This is a genomic window from Aquibacillus sediminis (assembly GCF_005870085.1).
Lineage (GTDB): Bacteria > Bacillota > Bacilli > Bacillales > Amphibacillaceae > Aquibacillus_E > Aquibacillus_E sediminis.
This window is the reverse complement of sequence record NZ_SZNM01000003.1, coordinates 137,675-159,937: the sequence shown is the minus strand read 5'-3', so window position 1 is coordinate 159,937 and position 22,263 is coordinate 137,675. Positions and strand designations below refer to the sequence as shown.

19 protein-coding genes are annotated in these 22,263 nt (G+C 38.8%); 16 read left to right on the top strand and 3 right to left on the bottom strand.

Features of this window, described 5'->3' with window-relative positions:
- Positions 1 to 9 precede the first annotated feature (9 nt).
- Genes FCI53_RS04340 through FCI53_RS04325 form a run of 4 tightly spaced genes read left to right on the top strand, consistent with a single transcriptional unit; the run spans position 10 to position 3,470 of the window.
- Positions 10 to 864 (top strand): formate/nitrite transporter family protein, encoded by an 855-nt coding sequence (locus FCI53_RS04340; protein ID WP_138416198.1) that lies wholly within the window; start codon positions 10 to 12, stop codon positions 862 to 864.
- Between the two features lie 15 nt (positions 865 to 879).
- Positions 880 to 1,662 carry a uroporphyrinogen-III C-methyltransferase gene (gene cobA / locus FCI53_RS04335; protein WP_138416196.1) on the top strand — a complete coding sequence of 261 codons (783 nt, stop codon included), beginning with the start codon at positions 880 to 882 and terminating at the stop codon, positions 1,660 to 1,662.
- 13 nt (positions 1,663 to 1,675) lie between these two features.
- Complete coding sequence (locus FCI53_RS04330) at positions 1,676 to 2,437, top strand: sirohydrochlorin chelatase (RefSeq protein WP_138416194.1); 762 nt, start codon at positions 1,676 to 1,678, stop codon at positions 2,435 to 2,437.
- Positions 2,421 to 3,470 (top strand): anthranilate phosphoribosyltransferase, encoded by a 1,050-nt coding sequence (locus tag FCI53_RS04325; protein ID WP_138416192.1) that lies wholly within the window; start codon positions 2,421 to 2,423, stop codon positions 3,468 to 3,470. The genes FCI53_RS04330 and FCI53_RS04325 overlap by 17 nt, the downstream gene beginning before the upstream one ends.
- A gap of 138 nt (positions 3,471 to 3,608) precedes the next feature.
- Here the strand turns inward: FCI53_RS04325 and FCI53_RS04320 are convergent, their stop codons facing one another.
- A complete protein-coding gene (locus FCI53_RS04320; protein ID WP_171038058.1) occupies positions 3,609 to 4,211 on the bottom strand; it encodes an NAD(P)-binding protein in 603 nt (200 codons plus the stop codon).
- Positions 4,212 to 4,550: 339 nt separating this feature from the next.
- On the opposite strand from FCI53_RS04320, the gene FCI53_RS04315 reads away from it, so the two are divergent.
- The 6 genes from FCI53_RS04315 (at position 4,551) to FCI53_RS04290 (ending at position 9,906) form a co-directional block, all read left to right on the top strand.
- On the top strand, positions 4,551 to 5,291 hold the full coding sequence (locus tag FCI53_RS04315; RefSeq protein ID WP_138416188.1) for a GTP pyrophosphokinase: 741 nt from the start codon (positions 4,551 to 4,553) through the stop codon (positions 5,289 to 5,291).
- Positions 5,292 to 5,307: 16 nt separating this feature from the next.
- Positions 5,308 to 5,745, top strand: a complete 438-nt coding sequence (locus FCI53_RS04310) for a DUF5392 family protein (RefSeq protein ID WP_138416186.1) — start codon at positions 5,308 to 5,310, stop codon at positions 5,743 to 5,745.
- 17 nt (positions 5,746 to 5,762) lie between these two features.
- Positions 5,763 to 6,368 (top strand): TetR/AcrR family transcriptional regulator, encoded by a 606-nt coding sequence (locus FCI53_RS04305; protein ID WP_138416184.1) that lies wholly within the window; start codon positions 5,763 to 5,765, stop codon positions 6,366 to 6,368.
- Positions 6,369 to 6,469: 101 nt separating this feature from the next.
- The gene (locus tag FCI53_RS04300) at positions 6,470 to 6,925 is read left to right on the top strand and encodes a CBS domain-containing protein (protein ID WP_138416182.1); all 456 of its coding nucleotides are present in this window, start codon (positions 6,470 to 6,472) and stop codon (positions 6,923 to 6,925) included.
- A gap of 121 nt (positions 6,926 to 7,046) precedes the next feature.
- The gene (locus FCI53_RS04295; protein ID WP_138416180.1) at positions 7,047 to 8,498 is read left to right on the top strand and encodes a DHA2 family efflux MFS transporter permease subunit; all 1,452 of its coding nucleotides are present in this window, start codon (positions 7,047 to 7,049) and stop codon (positions 8,496 to 8,498) included.
- 496 nt (positions 8,499 to 8,994) lie between these two features.
- Complete coding sequence (locus tag FCI53_RS04290; RefSeq protein WP_138416178.1) at positions 8,995 to 9,906, top strand: AEC family transporter; 912 nt, start codon at positions 8,995 to 8,997, stop codon at positions 9,904 to 9,906.
- Positions 9,907 to 10,470: 564 nt separating this feature from the next.
- On the opposite strand, the gene lipA is transcribed toward FCI53_RS04290, so the two are convergent.
- Both lipA and FCI53_RS04280 read right to left on the bottom strand, forming a co-directional pair.
- On the bottom strand, positions 10,471 to 11,412 hold the full coding sequence (lipA, locus tag FCI53_RS04285) for a lipoyl synthase (RefSeq protein WP_138416176.1): 942 nt from the start codon (positions 11,410 to 11,412) through the stop codon (positions 10,471 to 10,473).
- 12 nt (positions 11,413 to 11,424) lie between these two features.
- The gene (locus tag FCI53_RS04280; RefSeq protein WP_138416174.1) at positions 11,425 to 12,246 is read right to left on the bottom strand and encodes a lipoate--protein ligase family protein; all 822 of its coding nucleotides are present in this window, start codon (positions 12,244 to 12,246) and stop codon (positions 11,425 to 11,427) included.
- A 657-nt stretch (positions 12,247 to 12,903) separates the two neighbouring features.
- Between FCI53_RS04280 and FCI53_RS04275 the strand changes: the two genes are divergently transcribed.
- From FCI53_RS04275 to FCI53_RS04250, 6 genes are all read left to right on the top strand, one after another.
- Entirely contained in the window at positions 12,904 to 13,617 is a 714-nt protein-coding gene (locus FCI53_RS04275) for a phosphoadenylyl-sulfate reductase (RefSeq protein ID WP_138416172.1), read from the top strand.
- 188 nt (positions 13,618 to 13,805) lie between these two features.
- A complete protein-coding gene (locus tag FCI53_RS04270; RefSeq protein ID WP_138416170.1) occupies positions 13,806 to 15,656 on the top strand; it encodes an assimilatory sulfite reductase (NADPH) flavoprotein subunit in 1,851 nt (616 codons plus the stop codon).
- Positions 15,657 to 16,147: 491 nt separating this feature from the next.
- Positions 16,148 to 17,875: an assimilatory sulfite reductase (NADPH) hemoprotein subunit gene (gene cysI / locus FCI53_RS04265; protein ID WP_138416168.1), complete on the top strand. Its 1,728-nt coding sequence runs from the start codon at positions 16,148 to 16,150 to the stop codon at positions 17,873 to 17,875.
- Between the two features lie 35 nt (positions 17,876 to 17,910).
- Positions 17,911 to 19,062, top strand: a complete 1,152-nt coding sequence (sat, locus tag FCI53_RS04260) for a sulfate adenylyltransferase (protein ID WP_138416166.1) — start codon at positions 17,911 to 17,913, stop codon at positions 19,060 to 19,062.
- A gap of 478 nt (positions 19,063 to 19,540) precedes the next feature.
- Complete coding sequence (cysC, locus tag FCI53_RS04255; RefSeq protein ID WP_138416164.1) at positions 19,541 to 20,143, top strand: adenylyl-sulfate kinase; 603 nt, start codon at positions 19,541 to 19,543, stop codon at positions 20,141 to 20,143.
- 108 nt (positions 20,144 to 20,251) lie between these two features.
- Entirely contained in the window at positions 20,252 to 22,048 is a 1,797-nt protein-coding gene (locus FCI53_RS04250; protein WP_138416163.1) for an SLC13 family permease, read from the top strand.
- The last annotated feature ends 215 nt before the right edge of the window (positions 22,049 to 22,263 follow it).

The window sequence follows — 22,263 nt, the reverse complement described above, 5'->3', positions numbered from 1 at the left end:
GGGTAATGCGTGGCGTATGTGAAACCGGATCAAGTGGTGGAAAGTATGGTTCAAGCAGGATCTACAAAGGCACAGTTGCCAATCAAAGATTTATTAATTCGAGGAGCGCTCGCGGGGGCGTTTCTCGGGTTTGGTACAACACTTGCATTTACCGCAGAAACACAGTCAGGTATGGGCTTTATTGGGGCAATGTTATTTCCAGCTGTATTTGTGATGGTCATTTTGCTGGGGTTGGAACTTGTAACGGGAAGTTTTGCATTGATTCCATTGGCTGTATTGGAGAAAAAGGCAACGATTAGTCAAATGCTTTCAAATTGGTTTTGGGTGATTGTCGGACATGTCATAGGTGGTGCTTTTTATGCGTTATTGTATATGATTGCCATTTCGCAATTAGGACACGTCACGGATCATGCGGTAGCAGCAAAAGTAATTGCAGTCGCAGAAGCAAAAACGATTGGATATGCCGCCCTTGGTGGTGACGGATTGATTGTTGTGTTTGTTAAAGCAATGCTATGTAATTGGATGGTTACACTCGGTGTTGTGATGGGGATGACAGCAAAATCAACACTTGGAAAAATGGCTGTGATGTGGTTACCCATTTTGATATTCTTTGCACAAGGGTTTGAACACGCGGTTGTGAACATGTTTGTTATCCCTGCTGGTATGATGCTTGGTGCAGATGTAACCATGTCAGATTGGTGGTTATGGAATCAAATCCCAGTTCTACTTGGTAATTTAGTGAGTGGATTCTTGTTTACTGGTCTAGCACTCTATCTAACGCATAGAAGTGTGGAGGCTAAAAACGTGCTAGATTTGTCCAAACAGAAAGCCCCAATCACAAGAGCGGAGCGCGGACGGGCATAAAGAGGAGGACTTTTCATGGGAAAAGTATTTTTAGTGGGAGCGGGTCCTGGTGATCCAGAATTAATAACGGTGAAAGCATTGAAGTGTATACAGCAAGCGGATGTGATTCTATATGATCGGCTAGTAAATCCGGAACTCTTGCAAGAAGCAAAGCCAGAAGCAGATTTAATTTTTGCTGGAAAGCTACCAAAGTTTCATATGATGAAGCAAGAAACGATTAATCATTTGCTCGTAAAATACGCCAAACAAGGGAAGGTAGTGACTAGATTGAAGGGTGGTGACCCATTTGTGTTTGGTCGCGGTGCGGAGGAAGCGGAAGCATTAGCTAAGGAAGGGTTGGAATATGATGTTGTACCTGGTGTTACAGCAGGAGTTGCTGCACCTGCATATGCGGATATTCCGATCACACATCGAGAACTAGGTAGCTCTTTTGCCATTGTAACGGGGCATTGTAAAAAGGGAAAACCTACCAACATCAAATGGGAAAGTCTAGCAAAAGCCGTGGATACACTAGCCATCTATATGGGCGTTCGAAATCTTCCCTATATTTGTGAAGAATTGATGAAACATGGAAAAAGCCAAAACACACCAGTAGCGATCATCCAACAAGGGACAACAGCTAATCAGCAAACGGTGACAGGCACCTTAAGCTCCATTTGTACAATTGCGAATAGACAAAAAATAAGTAATCCTGCTATGATAGTGGTAGGAGAAGTGGTTCGGTATCGTGAAAAAATCGAGCGCTTAAAGCTCATGAATCATAACGATGCCGCGATAGAGCTTCAACAAGCCTATTAGTGGAGTGATAACGATGCAAGCTGTTTTATATATTTGTCATGGTAGTCGTGTGCCCGCGGCAACTGCTGAAGCGATTGAATTTGTAGAAAAAACTATGAAACTGGTGGATGCACCAATACAAGAATATTGTTTCTTAGAATTAGCATCCCCTTCTATTTCGGAAGGGGTCCGTCAATGTGTGGAACAGGGAGCAACCAAAATAGCGGTTGTCCCTGTGTTGTTATTAACCGCAGCCCATGCGAAACAAGATATTCCACAAGAATTAGAAGTGGAGAAAAATCAGTATCCTGAGATTAAATTTTCTTATGGTCGCCCACTGGGTGTTAACGACCGAATGGTGGATGCCGTATTGGAAAGGATTCATGCTAAAAGTCCTGATGTAGAGGGGTTGGACATTCTTCTAATTGGGAGAGGCAGCAGTGATCAAGATGCCGTTGCAGATACCCAGGAGATTGTCGACCTTCTGCAGTCGCAGCTTCCTAAGTCCTCTTCAGTTCGTAAATGTTTTCTAGCTGCAGCCCAACCTAAATTTGAAGAAGCACTCGTGGAGAGAGTTCAATCCGGTGCAGAGCGAATCATGCTGGTTCCATACTTATTATTTACAGGCATATTAATGACAGGGATTGAGAAAACAGTAAACGAATTGGAGTTACAACCAGCGCAAGAGGTACTTATAAGTGATTACTTAGGGAGTCATCCAAATGTATGTGAGACGTTAAAAATGAGAGTAGAAGAAGCGATCAAGGAAGGGGATTCTCATGCAACAATGGCTTAAAGAAGTAGCGAGAGGAAAACGTGGATCAAAAGATTTAAGTTATGAGGAAACACTGCAGATTGCTCGAACGATTGCCGGTGGAAATGCCACTGATGCGCAAACCGCTGCTTATTTTGTCGCACAGCGTATGAAAACAGAATCTCCCGAAGAATTACTCGCGTTTGTTCATGCATTTCAAGAGCAGACAACGAATCTTTCCCTTTCTTCCGATGTTTCCGAACCGATGATTGATTTTGCTGGTCCGTATAATGGACGTAATTCGTTTATGGCAACGATCCCTGTGTCGCTTTTATTAGCGGAAAATGGCATGCCAGCATTTTTACATAGCAGTGATACCTTGCCGCCAAAATATGGAGTGACAATTAAGGAGGTATTAGCTTCCTTGGGTATCGAGGTGGACCAATCAGAAGACACGTTAACAACAACAATCGAAAAAAATAAGATTGGTTTTGCATGGACCGAAAAATATTGTCAGTCATTAGCGGACATAAGAAACATACGTGAAGAAATTGGGGTGCGGACGCTACTGAATACGGTGGAAAAACTACTGAATGTTGCCGGTGCAGGCCGTATTATGATGGGGGCTTTTCATCGTACCGCCATTAATAAAATTTATCCAATTTTTAAAGACCTTTCTTATAAACAAGTATATATGGTTCAAGGGTTAGAAGGGTCTGAGGATGTCCCAGTCCACCGCAACAGTTTTGTGTTTAAACTGACTGAGGATAAGTTAGATTCCTTTATCGTTAAACCGGATGACTTTGGCATGATGAACAAGGACTTCGATAAGAATCAAAAATTAACTGCGGATGAACAGAGCAAGATTATCTTATCGATTTTGAGTGGAGAAAAATCACAAGCATATACGTATTATTACAATCAAGTCGTATTTAATGCTGGACTTCGGTATTATTTATTCGATGCTACACCTACGATTGAAGACGGGATTGCTGTAGCGAAGGAACAGTTACGAGAGGCACGAGGAATGCGCCAGCTTGAACAATGGCGAGAAAAACAAATAGAGATTCATTGATGGATCGTTTCCTTACCGGGATGGTGGGGAAACGATTTTTTGTTGTTTTAGATAGTGAAGTGAATATAAAAAAGTGACACTTCAATTAGTAGGGGGTTATCCAACAGTTAGCCTCCTTTTCTTTATTGAAAAATAACCTTATTGAAAATCTTCCAACCATTGCTTTTGTTTGCCGGGATCGAAATAATCTTCATCGACTAGTTGTTTCAATATACGACTTTTTTCCTGTATAGAAAGATTACTGTTCTTAATCCGTTGACGTGCATGGAACAAAAAATCAACGTACCCCTCATAGGATTCGTCATAAGTCTCTTCCAATTGCTGCTTAATTTTTTTCGTTAATGTCGGGCTAGCCCCACTTGTTGAAATCGCAAGAGATAACTTACCACGCCGGACAACACTTGTGAATTGTACATCCCCTTTGCTTGCATCATCTGTAGCATTGATCAAACTATAAGCTGGTGCGTGATCGCGGACAAATTGGTTAATATCATGATTGTTTGTTGCAACAATGATCATAAAGGCATCAATGAGGTCCTCCGCTGTAACATGTTTTTTTCTCCAAATAATGTTTGTTTGATCGTGGAAAGCTTGGAGAGTAGGAGTGACCTGAGGGCTAATCACAGTAATACGAGCGCCAGATTCTAATAGAGATGTTACTCGTCTTTGAGCAATGTTCCCTCCTCCAATTACTACAATAGTTTTGCCTGCCATGTCGATCATTAATGGAATGGAAGTCATCAGCATACTCCTTTTGTTTATTTACTAATATTGTATAAGAACAATGGCTTCTAGTCATATATTTTAGATCGTCTATGTCTAAAAAGAGTGTTTTGTATGACATTTTGGCTAGATATTTCACCGTGTGCGTGCTCTCACGGTAGATTCAAACAAAAAGGGATAGCGAATCAGCCGAGTTAGGCGTTTGCATTATAGATTCAGATTTTGAAGAGCAACAAAGTAGATATAGATGACGTGGTGTCTTAAAAGGTTGACCTATGACAACCTGTCACTTATAATATTTATACAGTGATGACATGATGTCACATTTTGGTGATAGCTATGAGAGGAGTACGGGAAATGAAAGTTGATGTCCCAAAGGATCTAAATGAAGTGAAACAAACAAAACGCGAACTTGTTCGGTTTATGATGGCTTATAAATTTGCTTTACAAGAAGTTGGTACAAAAATAGATATACTGCAACAAGAATTTCAACATATGCATGATTATAATCCTATTGAACACGTAAAATCTCGCACAAAGACACCAGAGAGTATTTTGAGAAAAGTGAAGAAAAAAGGATTGGATGTTTCACTACCAACGATCAGGGAAAACATTAAAGATATAGCTGGTATTCGAATTAATTGTTCGTTCATTTCAGATATCTATAAAATTAGTAAAATGCTAGAAAACCAAAAAGATATCAAGGTAATCGAGAGAAAAGATTATATTAAGAATCCCAAACCGAATGGGTATCGAAGTTTACATTTAATTATCCAAATTCCCATTTTTATGTCCGATCGTGAGGAACAAATTTATGTGGAAATTCAAATACGGACGATTGCAATGGATTTCTGGGCTAGTTTGGAACATAAGATTTATTATAAATATAATAAAGAAGTTCCCAAACGAATGAAAATAGAACTAAAAGAAGCCGCAACTTCCGCCTCCGAATTGGATAAAAAGATGGAAACGATTCATATGGAAATGAATCAGCTAAAGGAAAGTGCTGATGTAGAAGAATTATATGAGTTGAATATAGATAATGAACGATTTCTAGTTCCACATGCGTTACTATCAAGTATTCGCGAACAAACATAACGTTAGGAGGATGACGATGAGATTTTCTATGAAAAATATGCAGCCATTTGTGATAAGAGAGATGCAAAAGTTAGAAGAAACTGTTGAACCATTAACAAAAAAAGCTGCTAGATTTTCGTTTTGGTCATTGCCATTAATTATTTTTGCTATTTTCAATTTGTTTTTTCTGTTTTTTGTCATACCTGACGGCCAAATGATGGCGATGATCTTTTATGGGTTAATTGGTGCGATCGGCTTGGCATTTTCAAAAGAAGCAAAACATTACCAAAAACAAATTTTGAAGCGTAGTGCGGACTATATGGTAAAACGAATTGAGCAAAGCGATGTTGTCTCTGCGTCAATGAAAGAAGCATATATTAAAAGGATTCGAAGCCATATTAACTTCCAATCTATTCACCACTTCATTGAATTTTTGGAAGAAGAAAATCGATTACAGCAGATTTCGTATTATTAAGTAAGGGGGGAGAGCATTTGCCGAAGGAAACCTTTCACAATTTACCTGATGGAAAAAAACAAACCTTAATGGACGCATTACAGAAAGAATTTTCGCAGGCACCTCTATTTCAAGCTTCCATTTCTAATATTATAAAAAGAGCAAACATCCCTCGAGGTAGCTTCTATCAGTATTTTGTCGATAAAGAAGATGCTTATTTTTACATGTTAAACCAAATGTTACATGAGGTGCGTGAACGGTTTTTAGGGATGTTAGAAAAAAGTGATGGAGATCTGTTTGATGCGATGGTGACATTTTATCAAACAATGACGGAAGAAGATGAGAACTTTCACTTTTTTAAAAATTCTTTGTTAAATATGAATCATAAAATTGAAAAAACAATGTCAAAAATATTTGAGAATGAGCAAAGTTCTGAGCAATGTGCAAGACTTCATGCTAGCATTGATAAAAGTAAATTGAAGATAGAAAAGGATGAAGAGTTGTATTATGTGATGAAAATTATATCGGCGGTTACCTTTCATAATTTAATTGACCGCTTTTCCAAAAATTTATCGAATGAGCAGGCTTTGGCTCAGTATTGTAAACAAATCGACATGTTAAAAATAGGGTTAGTCCGTGACTAAAAGGTGAAGGAATCCTCTCTTGCTTTTTAGTATGGATAAATATTTTCGAAAACTTGGCTTGATATAATTTGGCCAAGTTTTCAATAATAGGAGTGGTAGTCATGAAGGCACATGAAATTATGAAGCATGATGTTGTGAAGGTGAAAGAGGCGAGTAATGTTCGATCGGTAATAGAGAAGTTTATTGAAAAGGGCATTAGTGGGATGCCAATTGTAAATGAAAAGGACGAAATGGTTGCATATATTAGTGACGGTGATATTATGCGATTTATTGGAAAGCAGAAAGATTATGTGATTGATATGATTGCATTCGTAAATGTTGTTGCAGGTGAACAAGGTGATTTTAATGAACGTACCAGAAGAATTTTAGATCTTAACGTATTAGAAATAGCAAAGAAAAGGTATATTAAGGTTAACTGGGATGATGATATTGAAGATGTTGCTGCAATCTTAGGTCGAAAACAAGTCAAAAAATTACCTGTTGAGCGTGATGGTGTGTTAATAGGCATTATTAGTCGTGGTGACGTGATTAGAGATGCGTTTAAGGCATTATTATAAGTAACGGCTAAATTGTTCAAGTTGCCATGGTTCCATTTATTATTCTAATGTGGTAAAGTTATAAAATTGCTAAAAAAACCGCATGCGTGGTTAAAAGTTTAGGTTAGAAAGAAGGAATTACATGAGTAATCAGCAAGATCAAGTACAATCCGCAACTGCGATCAATAAAGTACCACTTATTATTGTACTTATTTCAGGGGCTTTCGCCGCTATTTTAAATCAAACATTATTAGCGACAGCATTGCCACATATTATGAGAGATTTAAGTCTGGAACCAACGACAGCACAGTGGTTACAGTCTATTTTTATGCTTGTTAATGGGATCATGATTCCTGTTACTGCTTTTTTGATAGAGCGATTCACGACTAGAGGTTTATTTCTTACAGCGATGGGATTATTCGGTGTGGGTACATTGATTTGTGCGATCGCACCTGGTTTTGCTTTGCTAATGGTTGGTAGGGTGTTACAAGCATCTGGTGCTGGTATTATCATGCCATTAATGCAAACGATCCTGTTTTTAATTTTTCCAGTTGAAAAACGAGGAACAGCAATGGGAATGTTTGGTTTAGTCATTGCCTTCGCGCCGGCCATTGGTCCAACATTATCTGGATATCTTGTTGACCATTTTCATTGGAAGAGTTTATTCTATGTCGTACTACCAATTATTATTATTGATATCATTGTCGCATATTTTATTTTGAAAAACGTGACAGAACGGAAATTTCCTAAAGTTGACGTCGTTTCGATTATCTTATCCACAATAGGTTTTGGTGGTATATTATACGGATTTAGTACGGTCGGTAGTAGTGGTTGGTTGAGCAGACCAGTTATTATTCCGTTAGTTGTCGGTGCGATTAGTTTATTCTTTTTCATCGCGCGCCAATCGAAATTGGAGCAACCAATTCTTCGGTTCAGTGTATTTAAAAATAAGGTATTTACGATTACAACTATACTTGGTATGGTCGTCTTTATTGCCATGATTGGTGGAGCAGTGATTTTACCGATCTTGATGCAAGACATGCTTGGATTTACCGCATTGGAATCCGGATTAATGTTGATGCCTGGTGCATTGTTAATGGGCTTTATGAACCCAGTTACAGGAAGATTGTTTGATAAATTTGGTGCAAGATGGCTTGCGATCATTGGGTTAACATTAATCGTGGTCACTACCTTTATGTTCACGAATTTAACAGTTGAAACAACATTTACCTATTTGGCAGTAGTGAATGCTGTCCGAATGTTTGGTGTGGCAATGGTGATGATGCCTGTTACAACAGCTGGTTTAAATGCACTACCAGTTGAGATTATTCAACACGGTACTGCTATGAATAACACGATGCGTCAAATTGCTGGTGCAGTAGGGACAGGGTTACTTGTTTCAGTGATGACAAATAATCAAATCCCTGAACAAGGTGCAAATGGTTTAATCCATGGTGTCAATGTATCATTTATTGTAGCCGGCGTTGCTGCACTTATTGGACTCGTTCTTTCCTTTTTCATTAAAAGTAAACCTAGAAAAGGAAATGACTCTAATAAATTGAAATCTGCTAGTAAACAAACCGTTACGGAATAAAGTTAGTGCAATAAGGCATAAACGACTTAAAAGGGTAGCTTTTAAAGTAAAGTCGTCATTCCGAGGTTAGTTGAACCCTCAGCTTTATTTGTTAGCAAGACCTTTACCTGTTTAGGGTAGAGGTCTTTTTCTCATTAAATTGGTATGTGTAGTTTTAGTAGAATGTCTAGTTTGACCACTTCGAAAATTGCGAGGAAGTACTAGCTCTTATTACATAACACTATTAATAATGCGATGATGATTTTGCAAGAATAGAAAGATAAGTTACATGAATTAACAAATGACCTGTTAGAAAGGAAACGATGACAGGTGAGGGATTAATGGAACTGATAAAGAAACGACATAAAACTTAACAAAAACTCCTGTTAGTGAGCGTATACCTAACAGGAGTTTTTGATTTAAGGCAGATAAAACAATTGGATTGCACTTGTATGGTATGATAGACAATAGATTTAAAAATTCAGTTAATTTTACTACATAGTTAGGAGTAATTATTTTGTCTAGTTTTAACGAGCAATTCTTGTATTCTATCATTATTATTCTAATCGGATATGTATTAAAACGTTCATCTGTAATTAAAGAAAAAGATGGGGAAGGATTATCGCGAATTATTTTTAACTTGACACTTCCTGCTTTAATTATTGTTACCTTTAATGATATCACCATGGAATATTCTTTGTTTTTGTTAGTTATCATTGCTTTTATTTATGGGGTAATTTCTGCAGTTTTGGGAATCTTCTTTTTTAGAAAGCAGAAACGAGACATTAAAGGCATGATGGTGATGATGGTTTCAGGCTTCAATATTGGTTTGTTTGCATATCCACTAGTAGAAGGTATTTGGGGGCGTGAAGGTTTACAATATTTTGGGATGTTTGATGTAGGGAATTCGTTTATTGTATTTGGTGTTATTTATTTAATTGGTAGTTATTATTCAGGTGAAAGAGTGCCATTAAATTTAAAAACGATCACAAAGAAAATGTCAAAGTCTATACCGTTCATGGTTTATATTGTTGTGGTTTTATTAAACCTAATTGGTATAAAATTACCAACATTTCTGATCGATACGGCTGATATTATATCGGTCGCTAATATGCCTTTATCATTGTTATTGTTGGGGATTTATTTAAATTTTACCTTCGACAAAAGTTACCTGCCGTTAATTGTTAAGTATATGGCTGTTAAGTATACGGTTGGGATTGTTGTTGGAATTGGTTTATTTCTAGTTCTCCCATTCAATGACATGTTTAGATATACCGTGTTAATTGGATTGATATTACCTGCTTCCATGTCCGTACTGCCTTATGCAGTGGAGTTTAATTATGATAAAAGGTTCATTGGAACAGTGTCGAACATGACGATTATTACGAGCTTTTTATTGATTTGGTTGATTGCTAATTTTGTTATTTAAGGTGGGGAAGGCTAGCGTTATGTAGAGGTTAATCAAAGTATAGACAGGTTAGCTGTCTAAAGGTGATGCGCAAGCCGAATAGCAGAGTCGATGTCCAAATCGCTGCAATACAGACTAACTCGGACGTAATAGGTAAGGTGAAGGAAGGCGGAATGAAGACCTCAGTCGTACCACAAAAAGAGGTATCTTTGCTAAATAACGGAAAGAGGGCCCGCATCGTAGGATGAACCGGTTCGTTCTTCCGCTATTTCATGAAAAAAAGCTTAAATACCGGGGTGAGCGGTCCGTGCTTCCGCTATTAGGCCCAAAAGTGATGAAAAACGTTAAGAAAACGGCATATAGCGGAATGAGGAACCGTTTCGCACCACAAAATGAGGGGATTTAACGAAGTAGCGGAATGAGGATCCGCTTCCATCCCACTCGAGAAAACCTACGTCGGAGTTTCCATTAACTACGATACAAAAAGCAACAAACTTTATCAGAACAGCGAAAAACAAACGCTTGGAGAAACTATCCAAGCGTTTGTTTAATCTGTTTTCATATAAATTCTAGAAAAGTCTCTATTTACAAGTAATTAAGTTTTTCTCCACTTGTTTCTTCATATCCTTTCATATATTTAATGCGGCGTTGGGCGGATGTCTGGTTGACTTGTTCGTCCGCATGATAGGAAGAACGTACTAATGGTGCGGATTCACAATGTTTGAATCCTTTTTCTAAGGCGATTTCTTTTAATTCAGCAAACTCATCTGGGTGATAATAACGTTCCACATTTAAATGATTCTTGGTAGGTTGTAAGTATTGGCCAATTGTCATGATGTCGACATTATTTGCTAGAAGATCGTCCATCGCTTCGATGATTTCTTCTTTTGTTTCTCCAAGGCCGACCATGATGCTTGATTTCGTTGGTGTGTTAGGTGCAATTTCTTTTACTCGGCGAAGTAGTTCTAAGGAGCGGTCGTAGCGTGCGACGGCACGAACACGTTTAGTTAAACGACGAACGGTTTCAATGTTGTGATTAAAAATATCTGGGCCGCTATCCATTAAAGTATGTAGGCTTTCATAATCACCTTTCATATCTGATGGTAGAATCTCGACTGTACAGCCTGGTACTCGCTCGCGAATTTGTCGAACTGTCTCCGCAAATACAGCAGCACCACCGTCGTTTAAATCATCCCTTGCTACTGCAGTAACAACGACATGCTTAAGTCCCATTATTTCAACGGACTCGGCTACACGTTTTGGTTCGCCCCAGTCTAACTCATTCGGTAAACCGGTTTTGACTGCACAAAAGCGGCAACCACGTGTACATGTATCCCCTAATATCATAAAAGTAGCTGTTTGGCGTTCGCTCCAGCATTCATGAATATTAGGACAACGTGCTTCTTCACAGACAGTATTTAATCGTTTATCACGCATCAAGTTCTTTAAACGATTATAAGACTTATTTGTATTGATTTTAGTTTTTAACCATTCAGGTTTACGAATATGTTCATATTTCTTTGCCAACAGAAACACCCCTTATCGATAATAGTTCCACTCTTTACTATCGTATTTATCTTTCGCAAGTCGATTTACTTCATGCATTTGTTCATCTGAAAGTTCAACCGGTTCAAGCTGAATATCCAGCCCGCGTTCAAAGCCTTTTTTAAACGCTAATTTGGTATCATCGTATGTAATGGTTCGATCGGACACCTCATTAATGGCAACGGCTTTATCACCAAATGCGCGTCTGGCCCGTTGTTTGACGCGATCATTAGGATAAATGAACAAATCAAATAGTTTTACTTTGTCGACATTGATGGGAATGGAGCCGTGTTGCAAAATAACTCCTTCTTTTCTAGTTTGTGCACTTCCTGCTGCTTTTTTACCTTCCACAATTAATTCATACCATGATGGTTCCTCAAAGCAAACGGCTGAATTGGTCGTCTGTAATTTGCCTTCAGGGATCGCAAATTCCGCTTCAACATTTAATTCTTTAAAACCTTCTAACAGTCCTTTTGATAAAACGAAATAGGCATCCTTTACGGATTTGGGCATTTTTTCATGCTGTTCCGACACAATAATGCTATACGTTAATTCTTGATCATGAAGGACGGCACGACCACCAGTTTGTCGGCGTACAAGTTCAATGCCATGCTGTTTAACCCCTTCTAAATCAATTTTTCCGTTTACTTTTTGAAAATAACCGACAGACAATCCTGCGGGTTCCCATCCATAGAACCGAATGACTGGTGGGATTTTTCCTTGGCTATGCCAATGCAATAACATTTCATCCATAGCCATATTAAACGCGGGTGAACAATAATTCGAATCTAAAAAATACCACGTTTCCATCACTATGCGCCTCTTTTCTTATTTTGCCAATTATTCACAAGTTTTATGTTATCAATACCTAAGCGATAAAGTCAAAATTTTAAAACGATTTAATGAGGATTAAGAGTATGATAAAGGAGTGAGGGATTGGGTCCATGGATGAATTGGATCAAGGTTTCGTTATTTCATGCAATAGCACCTTGAAGGATCGATTCTTGGCTGAGAAGAAAATGAGGCAATGTCTGTAGATTTTTTCCTGTACTCGAAGAATTTAGCAGAATTACATTAGGTTTTCACTACAATTTAAAATAGACATTTAGCATGAATTTTAAGAATTTTAAAAATTGGTCTTGAATAATTTTCCATTATGCTTTACACTTATACAAAGTTTATTCCTTACCTTAGAGGTTGGAATTAATTGCGATCAGCATGCAATAGTGATATCTATAGTTTGGAACATTTTTTATGATGCAAACTAGTTAAGAATTATCCTGGTGCAACCGTCCGTAAGAGTTCTACTTCAAAACAGGAAGTAAAACGGACGCTAACACCTTGAATGGTTCAAGGGCCTGCAGGACTCTCCTTGTGGTACTAACACTCAGTGGGGATGAGATAAAATAACCTTACTGAATGAAGTTTCGCTTTTTATAGAGTAATATAGCATGAGTTTGAAGGAGGAACGATATGCTTTTATATGAAAATTTCACTGGTAATCCTTTCAGCGGTTGGGAGCCTACGGATGCTAGCAAAGGTGCTAGCGAAGTATTAGATTGGGCGTATCAGACCTATGGAAATTCCCTTGTTTACGCTTGTAGCTTTGGTGCTGAAGGGATTGTATTAATCGATTTAATCTCGAAGGTGAAAAAAGATGCGGATATTGTCTTTTTGGATACGGATCTTCATTTTCCAGAAACGTATGAATTAATTGAAAAAGTAAAAAGACGCTATCCGGAACTAAATATTCATTTGAAGAAACCTGAGCTGTCGGTAGAAGAACAAGGGGAACAATACGGTTCTGCGCTTTGGAAACGAAATCCTGATCAGTGTTGTTATATTCGAAAGATTAAACCATTAGAGGATGCATTGAGTGGTGCGACCGCATGGATTTCTGGCTTAAGAAGAGAACAATCCCTAAGTCGAAGTAAAACTGAGTTTGTGAACAAAGATAAAAGGTTCCAATCGATCAAAGTGTGTCCGTTAATTTATTGGACTTGGGATGATGTTTGGAATTATATTGAAGAAAATAAGTTAGATTATAATCCACTGCATGACCAAGGCTATCCAAGCATTGGTTGTATCCCATGTACCTCAGCTGTAAAAGGTGATGGAGACAGTCGAGATGGTAGATGGCAAGGAACGAACAAAACCGAGTGTGGGTTGCATACTACAGGTGAGTAGTTTTTTTTAGGTGTTAATTCCGAGTAAAACAATTGGATAACATTGTTATATGTATTTGGTTTAACTATTGATATGACGGCATTTTTGTTTCAATATTGGTAGTCATAATACCAACTAAACAACTTTGAATACTTTAAGAATGAATTTAATTATGGTAAAGAACTCAGTAATCCAGTGAGGTGAGCTTATTGCAATTACAAGTAGTAAATAGTCCTTTTAATGAGGAGCAAACAGAGCTGTTGAATCGTTTGTTACCAACACTAACTCAACAGCAAAAAATATGGCTTGGTGGATACCTTGCCGCCGCTCCGTCAACCGGGACAGAGGAACCAGAGTCAACGACATTACAACATGCTTTACAAGCAGAAGTGTCTACAGAACAACAAGCACCAATTGAAACACGAGAAATTACTATTCTTTATGGTACCGATACAGGGAATTCTCAAGGGTTGGCGGAAGAGTTGTTCCAAAAGTTAGAGCAGCAAGACTTTAAGGTATCTGTGTCATCAATGGATGATTTTAAACCGAAGTCGATTAAGAAAGTGGAAGATTTATTGATTGTGACTAGTACGGATGGGGATGGCGATCCACCTGATAATGCCATCTCCTTCCATGAATTTTTGCATAGTAAGAAAGCGCCGAAATTAGACGACTTACGTTTCTCCGTACTTGCTTTAGGGGATACGTCATACGAATTTTTCTGTCAAACAGGGAAAGATTTCGATAAACGGTTAGAGGAATTAGGTGGAGAGCGTATCTATCCACGTGTTGACTGTGATTTAGATTTTGAAGAACCAGCAGCGGAATGGTTGGAAGGGGTCATCGCGAAATTAAATGAGTCCAAAGGAGCGAGTCAACCAGGGGAGGTGGCAGCATCCGCCTCACAAGCAGGGGCGCCGACGGACCAGCCAAATTATTCCAAAAAAAATCCATTCCATGCCGAAATTATTGAAACGATCAATTTGAATGGCCGTGGCTCCAATAAAGAAACATACCATTTAGAATTAGATCTTGAAGGATCAAACTTAGATTATGAACCAGGAGATAGTTTAGGGATTATTCCGCAAAATGATCCAACTTTAGTGGATAAGTTACTAGAAGAAACGGGTTGGAATCCGGATGAGTCTGTACCAATTAACAAAGAAGGCGATTTGCTTTCTTTGCGTGAGGCACTAATTTCTACATTTGAGATTACGACCTTAACGAAGCCGTTGTTGGAGAAACTCTCAGAACTAACTACTAATGAAGAGTTAAAACAACTACTTGAGTCAGTTGACCGTGATGCGATAAATGGCTATCTTGAAGGACGTGATCTCCTTGATGTATATCGCGATTTTGGTCCGTGGAAAGTGACAGCACAAGAATTTATTAACGTGCTCCGCAAAATGCCAGTTCGCCTTTATTCGATTGCCAGTAGTGCCCAAGCGAATCCAGATGAAGTTCATTTGACGATTGGAAAAGTGGAATATGAGGCACATGGTCGAGAGCGAAAAGGGGTATGCTCTGGGCAAATTGCTGAACGAGTTGAAGTAGGGGATACATTGCCTGTTTTCGTTCAAAAAAATCAAAGCTTTCGATTGCCAGAAAATCCAGAGACGCCAGTCATTATGATTGGTGCAGGAACAGGGATTGCACCGTATCGTTCCTTCCTTGAAGAAAGAGAAGAACTTGATGCAGAAGGAGATACATGGTTATTTTTCGGCGATCAGCATTTTATGACTGATTTTCTTTATCAAACCGATTGGCAGCAATGGATGAAAGATGGCGTTCTAACAAAAATGGATGTAGCATTCTCACGTGATACAGAGGAAAAAATTTATGTGCAGCATCGCATGCTTGCCAAAAGCAAGGAATTGTACCAATGGCTTGAAAAAGGAGCCCATGTGTATGTTTGCGGCGATGAGAAACATATGGCGAAAGATGTCCAACAAGCATTGCTTTCGATTATAGAAAAAGAAGGCAACATGAGTGTGGAAGAAGCGGAGAATTATTTAGCAACAATGCGTAAAGAAAAACGTTATCAGCGGGATGTGTATTAGCAGTTTATTTTTCTATGGATATTGTTAAGGCATAGAAGCTAGATGAATTTCTTTAGCCTTGTAGATTCATCTAAAAGAAGTGAGTGAAACGACCGAGAGAAGGCTGTCACGGTAGATTCAGAGGAAAAGGGCTCGCGAATCAACCGAGAGAAGGTCTGTCACGGTAGATTCAGAGGAAAAGAGCTTGCGAATCAACCGAGAGAAGGTCAGTCACGGTAGATTCAGAGGAAAAGAGCTTGCGAATCAACCGAGAGAAGGTCAGTCACGGTAGATTCAGAGGAAAAGAGCTCGCGAATCAACCGAGAGAAGGTCCATCTACGAATCAATCGTGAAAAGGACCAAAACGAATCACGTTAATCCAAAAAGAATTTAAGGGTTAGGCAAGATTGCAACATTTAATCGCATAATACAGCAAATGCACAATAAAAAGAACAATGAAGCATACCGAAAATAAGCAATTACAAGATTTTAACAGAGAAGGGAGTTTGACCATGACGAAAAGATTTCCTTATGAAGCAGGACCACCGAGTGAAATGGAAGATTTAAAGGAAAAAAGTAATTACCTTCGCGGAACAATTGAAGAAAGTTTTCAAGATCCACTAACAGCTTCAATTCCCGATGAAGATACAAAAATATTAAAATTTCATGGCAGTTATATGCAGGATGATCGAGATTTACGTAATGAACGTAGAAAGCAAAAACTAGAACCAGCGTACCAATTCATGCTACGTGTTCGCCTACCAGGTGGTGTTTGTACGCCGGAACAATGGTTAACAATGGATGAATTAGGTGACAAATACGGAAATGGGACATTGAAATTAACAACAAGACAAACGTTTCAGATGCATGGAATTTTGAAATGGAATATGAAAGCGACAATGCAAGCGATCAATCAATCATTACTCGACACGATTGCAGCTTGTGGGGACGTGAATCGTAATGTGATGAGTGTGTCCAATCCCCATCAATCAAACGTCCACGCTGAAGTTCATGAATGGGCTAAGAAAGTAAGTGATCACTTAATACCAAGAACGAGAGCGTATCACGAAATCTGGTTAGATGGGGAAAAAGTTGTCGACAGTGGTTCAGATGACGTGATCGAACCGATTTATGGTGAACTCTATTTACCACGTAAATTTAAAATTGGCATTGCTGTGCCACCATCAAATGATATTGATGTGTTCTCCCAAGATTTAGGCTTTATTGCCATCATGGAAGAAGATAAGTTAGTTGGTTTCAATGTTGTCGTTGGTGGTGGCATGGGAAGTACGCACGGCGAGACTAATACCTACCCACAAGTAGGAAAAGTAATAGGGTTTATACCAGCTGATCAAATCGTCGATGTGGCAGAAAAAATCATGACGATTCAGCGTGATTATGGAAATCGTTCCGATCGGAAAAATGCCCGTTTCAAATACACTGTTGATCGCTTAGGGAAAGAGTGGATTTTAGAAGAATTAAACAACCGACTTGGTTGGGAATTAGAAGCAGCGCGTGACTATCACTTTGACCATAATGGCGACCAATATGGTTGGGTGAAAGGTGAAAATGGTAGGTGGCACCTTAATCTATTTATCCAGAATGGTAGAGTCGTAGATACCGAGGATTATAAATTGAAAACCGCTTTACGTGAAATTGCTAAGATTCATACGGGTGATTTCCGCCTGACACCGAATCAAAATTTAATTATTAGTAATGTTACGAGTTATATGAAACCGAAAATTAAGGAACTAGTAGAGGAATACGGCTTAACGGATGGCCAAGAAAACTCTGCCTTACGCAGAAATTCGATGGCATGTGTCGCATTTCCAACATGTGGGTTAGCGATGGCGGAATCAGAGCGGTATTTACCATCTTTAATTGATAAGATTGAAGTCATTTTAGATGAAGCAGGCCTTCGTGATGAAGAGATTACGATTCGTATGACAGGGTGTCCAAATGGATGTGCCCGTCCTGCCCTTGCTGAAATTGCTTTTATTGGAAAGGCACCAGGTAAGTACAACATGTACTTGGGAGCAAGTTTCAATGGGGATCGATTGAACAAAATGTACAAAGAAAATATTGGAGAAAATGAAATCTTAGAAACATTGCGTCCAATTTTATTGGAGTATGCAAAACAACGAAACGAAGACGAACACTTTGGCGACTACGTTGTACGTGCAGGTTACGTCGAGGAAGTAACCGATGGCCAGGATTTTCACAAACAACCTGTTAAGTGACAGGCACCAATACAATTAATGGAGGTTGATAAGGTATGAGTATTGAAGCACATGGTGGCACATTAATCAATCGTGAATTAACAGGAAATGAGCGTGAACAGGCATTAAATGATGCGAAATCATTAAAGGCATTGACGATTTCTACATGGGCAATTTCTGATTTAGAACTAATTGGAATTGGAGGATTTAGTCCATTACAAGGCTTTATGGGAAAAGAAGACTATGAGAGTGTAGTGAACAATACCCGTCTAGCTGACGGTACGATTTGGAGTATCCCTATTACACTTTCTGTAACAAAGCAACAAGCGGAAAATTATCAAATTGGTGAAGAAATCGCACTAAAAGGAGGAGATGGTGTGATTTATGGAACCCTTCTCCTTAAAGAAGCGTTCACCTATGATAAAGAACTTGAAGCGAAGAATGTTTACGGTACAACCGATGCGGAACACGCAGGGGTGAAGAAGTTATATGAGCGTGGTGATGTCTATTTGGCTGGTCCGATTACACTATTAAACCGTCCGGATCACAGCGATTTTGCTGAGTTTTACATGGATCCGCGCGAAACAAGACAAATGTTTGCTGATCTTGGTTGGAATACAGTTGTCGGTTTTCAAACACGGAACCCGGTGCATCGTGCCCATGAATATATTCAAAAGAGTGCGCTAGAGGCAGTTGATGGATTGCTTTTAAACCCGTTAGTAGGGGAAACCAAATCAGATGATATTTCCGCAGAAGTTCGAATGGAAAGTTATCAAGTTATTTTAAAAAATTATTACCCACAGGATCGTACTCGACTAGTAATCTATCCAGCAGCAATGCGTTATGCAGGGCCAAAAGAAGCGATTTTACATGCGATTGTTCGTAAAAATTATGGCTGCACTCACTTCATTGTTGGTCGAGACCATGCCGGTGTTGGCGATTACTATGGAACCTATGAGGCGCAAGACTATATTAGTCAATTTGAAGAAGAACTAGGCATTCAAATCTTTAAGTTTGAGCACGCTTTTTTCTGTACGAAATGTGAAAATATGGGAACAGCGAAAACATGCCCACATGATAAAGATAATCACGTCCACCTAAGTGGTACAAAAGTACGTGAGATGCTTCGAAATGGGGAGAAACCACCAAAGCAGTTTTCTCGTCCAGAGGTTGCAGAAGTGTTAATTAAAGGGATGCAGGAAGTGTAATGGTAGATACCTTGTTGGAGAGGAGGTCGCCTGGTTAGTAAGGTTTTTGTCGACATTCTAAACAAGGCATAAATGCTCCAAATTGATGGGGATGCAATTAACGGAATTAGGAACCGATTCAAAGGATGAACCGGTTCTAGGTTCCGCTATGTTAGGAAATAGAGCTTAAATGCAGGGTGAAGCTGTTCGTGTTTCCGCTATTAAGCCCAATAGTGGTTAAAATCGTTAAGATAATAGCAAATAGCGGAATGAGAAACCGCTTAGGTCCTCAAAAAGGTAGAACTTGATTAAATAGCGGAATGAGGATCCGCCAAGCGTAATTCCAAACAAAGTATTGACGGGATTACATTCAACTACGACGAAACTTTTCAAAAAAAGCACTCCTACAAGCGATAAAACGATAGTAGTGTTAAGTGGTCAGAATCAAAAAGGACCAAGGTAGTAGGGGAAAAGGTTTATAACTAGAGGAGGATGACAGATGAGCAAGTCAACCAACATTGTTTGGCATGATTCCAAAGTAACGAAACAAGATAGACAAGAAATGAACAACCACCGAAGCGCAGTCCTTTGGTTTACAGGGCTATCAGGTTCTGGTAAATCAACAATTTCAGTTGAATTAGAGAAGAAATTATATGAGCTAGGTGTCCGAACCTACCGTCTAGATGGTGATAATGTACGTCATGGGTTGAATAATAATTTAGGTTTTAGTCCAGAAGATCGTACCGAAAATATTCGCCGTGTTGGCGAAGTAGCAAAACTGATGGCTGATGCAGGTTTAATCACATTGACTGCCTTTATTTCGCCATATCAACAAGATCGTAATAATGTACGACAAATTTTAGCCGAAGATGAGTTTATCGAAGTCTATGTGAAAGCAAGTGTGGAAACGTGTGAACAACGTGATCCAAAAGGGCTTTATAAAAAAGCTCGTGCTGGGGAAATTAAAGGATTCACAGGGATTGATGCTCCATATGAAGAGCCGACGAATCCAGAGATAGTAATTGAAACAGATCATCAAAGTTTAGAAGATTCGGTACAGACGATTATAGATTACTTGAAAGATCATAGTTATCTAGGTTAATAAGGTGGCCTAACTGCTCGAAAAAATTTTTAAACTTAATTCCGAGTTTATTGATAGGGTTAGGGTGATAAAGACGATTAACAGCTAAGAATAGAAAGGGGGGGTTTGATGACGTGGGAAATGATGTTTACGATCATCGTTGTTGTGTTGATGATGATCGGGTTAATAAAAGAGATTGCTCGACCTGATATGGTTGTTTTTCTAGCACTTACAAGTTTATTTGTTGCAGGAATATTAACACCTGCTGAAGCAGTTGCGGGCTTTTCAAACGAAGGAATGTTGACAATTGCCTTGCTATTTATGATTGCAGGGGCAATCCAAAAAAGTGGTTTAGTCGAGCATGTCGTGACTTATTTGTTAGGAAAAGGGAGAACCGAAAAACGTTCATTATGTCATTTTTTACTCCCTATCACAGGCGCATCGGCATTTCTGAATAATACGCCAATTGTTGTAACGCTAACACCAATTGTTCGGAAATGGTGTGCAACACATGAAGTTTCCCCATCAAAGTTTCTGATCCCCCTTTCCTATGCATCGATATTAGGTGGAATGTTAACTTTAATGGGGACATCATCGAATCTAGTTGTGCATGGTTTAATGCTTGAACGGGGGATGGAAGGCTACTCCTTTTTCACGTTAACATTAGTCGGATTACCTGCTATGATTTTAGGTTTTATTTATTTAATAACGTTTGGCTATAAATTGTTACCTAGTCGTCCAGTCTTTGGAGAGACATTTAGTGCCAACAGTAAGGAATATTTAACAGAAATGGTGGTCGAAGAAAACTATCCATACTTAGATAATCCGTTAGTGAATAAAACTGTTGAAGAAGCAGGGTTACGAAATCTTGATGGGGTATATTTGATTGCAATTATTCGTAATCATGAAAAAATATACCCAGTAAAAAATTCTACTAAAATAAGAGCGCATGACCGATTAATTTTCACTGGATTTATTTCCAAGATTGCAAGTCTGCAAGATCGAAAAGGGTTAACATTAAAAACAGGAACGAATGTGACATTAGATAAATTGAGAAATGGCAATGGTCAATTAGTCGAAGTGGTCGTTTCCCATCAATCATCCCTCCTTTATCAAAAGGTGAAAGATACCAATTTTCGAGCAAAATATGACTCCGGAATTGTTGCGGTTCATCGCAATAATGAACGAATTGACAGTAAAATAGGCGATATCGTGCTAAAACCAGGTGATACGTTATTGTTATTAACGGGTGCTGATTTTCATGAGCGTTCCTCTCAATCGACCGATTTTTACGTGGTCACCGAAGTAAACGACCATCCATTATTAAATAAATTAGACAGCAAAAAAGCATGGTTAGCAGTCGCCACATTGGCTGGAATGATTCTACTTGTTAGCTTGAATGTACTGTCAATGTTTAAAGCGATGGTCATCACGGTTGCTGTTTATTTCATCTTTAATATTGTTTCAGCCCATGAGGCCAAAAATTATGTGCAGTTCAACGTTTTGTTATTAATTGCTAGTGCCTTTGGTGTTGGGCAAGCGTTATTTAAAACAGGGGTAGCAAAGTGGATCGCGGATCAATTAGTGACTTTTTCGATCCCGTTTGGTCAAATCGGCGTGTTGGTATTATTGTATCTCTTAACGGTCATCTTTACCGAAGTGATTACGAACAATGCAGCTGCTGTCTTGATGTTTCCAATTGCAGTGGAAGCAGCTTATCAATTGGGGGAAGAACCAATTGCATTTCTACTATTAATTACGATCGGTGCATCTGCTAGCTTTTTATCACCAATTGGTTATCAAACGAATTTAATCGTCTATGGTCCTGGTGGCTATAAATTCTCTGATTATATGAAAGTAGGATTGCCGTTAAGTATGATCGTCATGTCAACGACGATTATGACAGTTAACTGGTTGTGGATGTAGTCAATTTGTTATTGGATAAGAAGGAAGTGGAAATCTGCTAATCTGCTATCCCCCTGAATGAAGAGGAGGATAGCGTAAGTGAATACATGGTAGGGCTGTTGTGTAAAGAGATAGTTGTTATGTCACAATAAACATAAACTCCGACGTAAGTTTTATGTGAGGTACCTTCTTCCCTATCTGAATTGGATGTAATGGGCTCAGCAGAAATAAGAGTC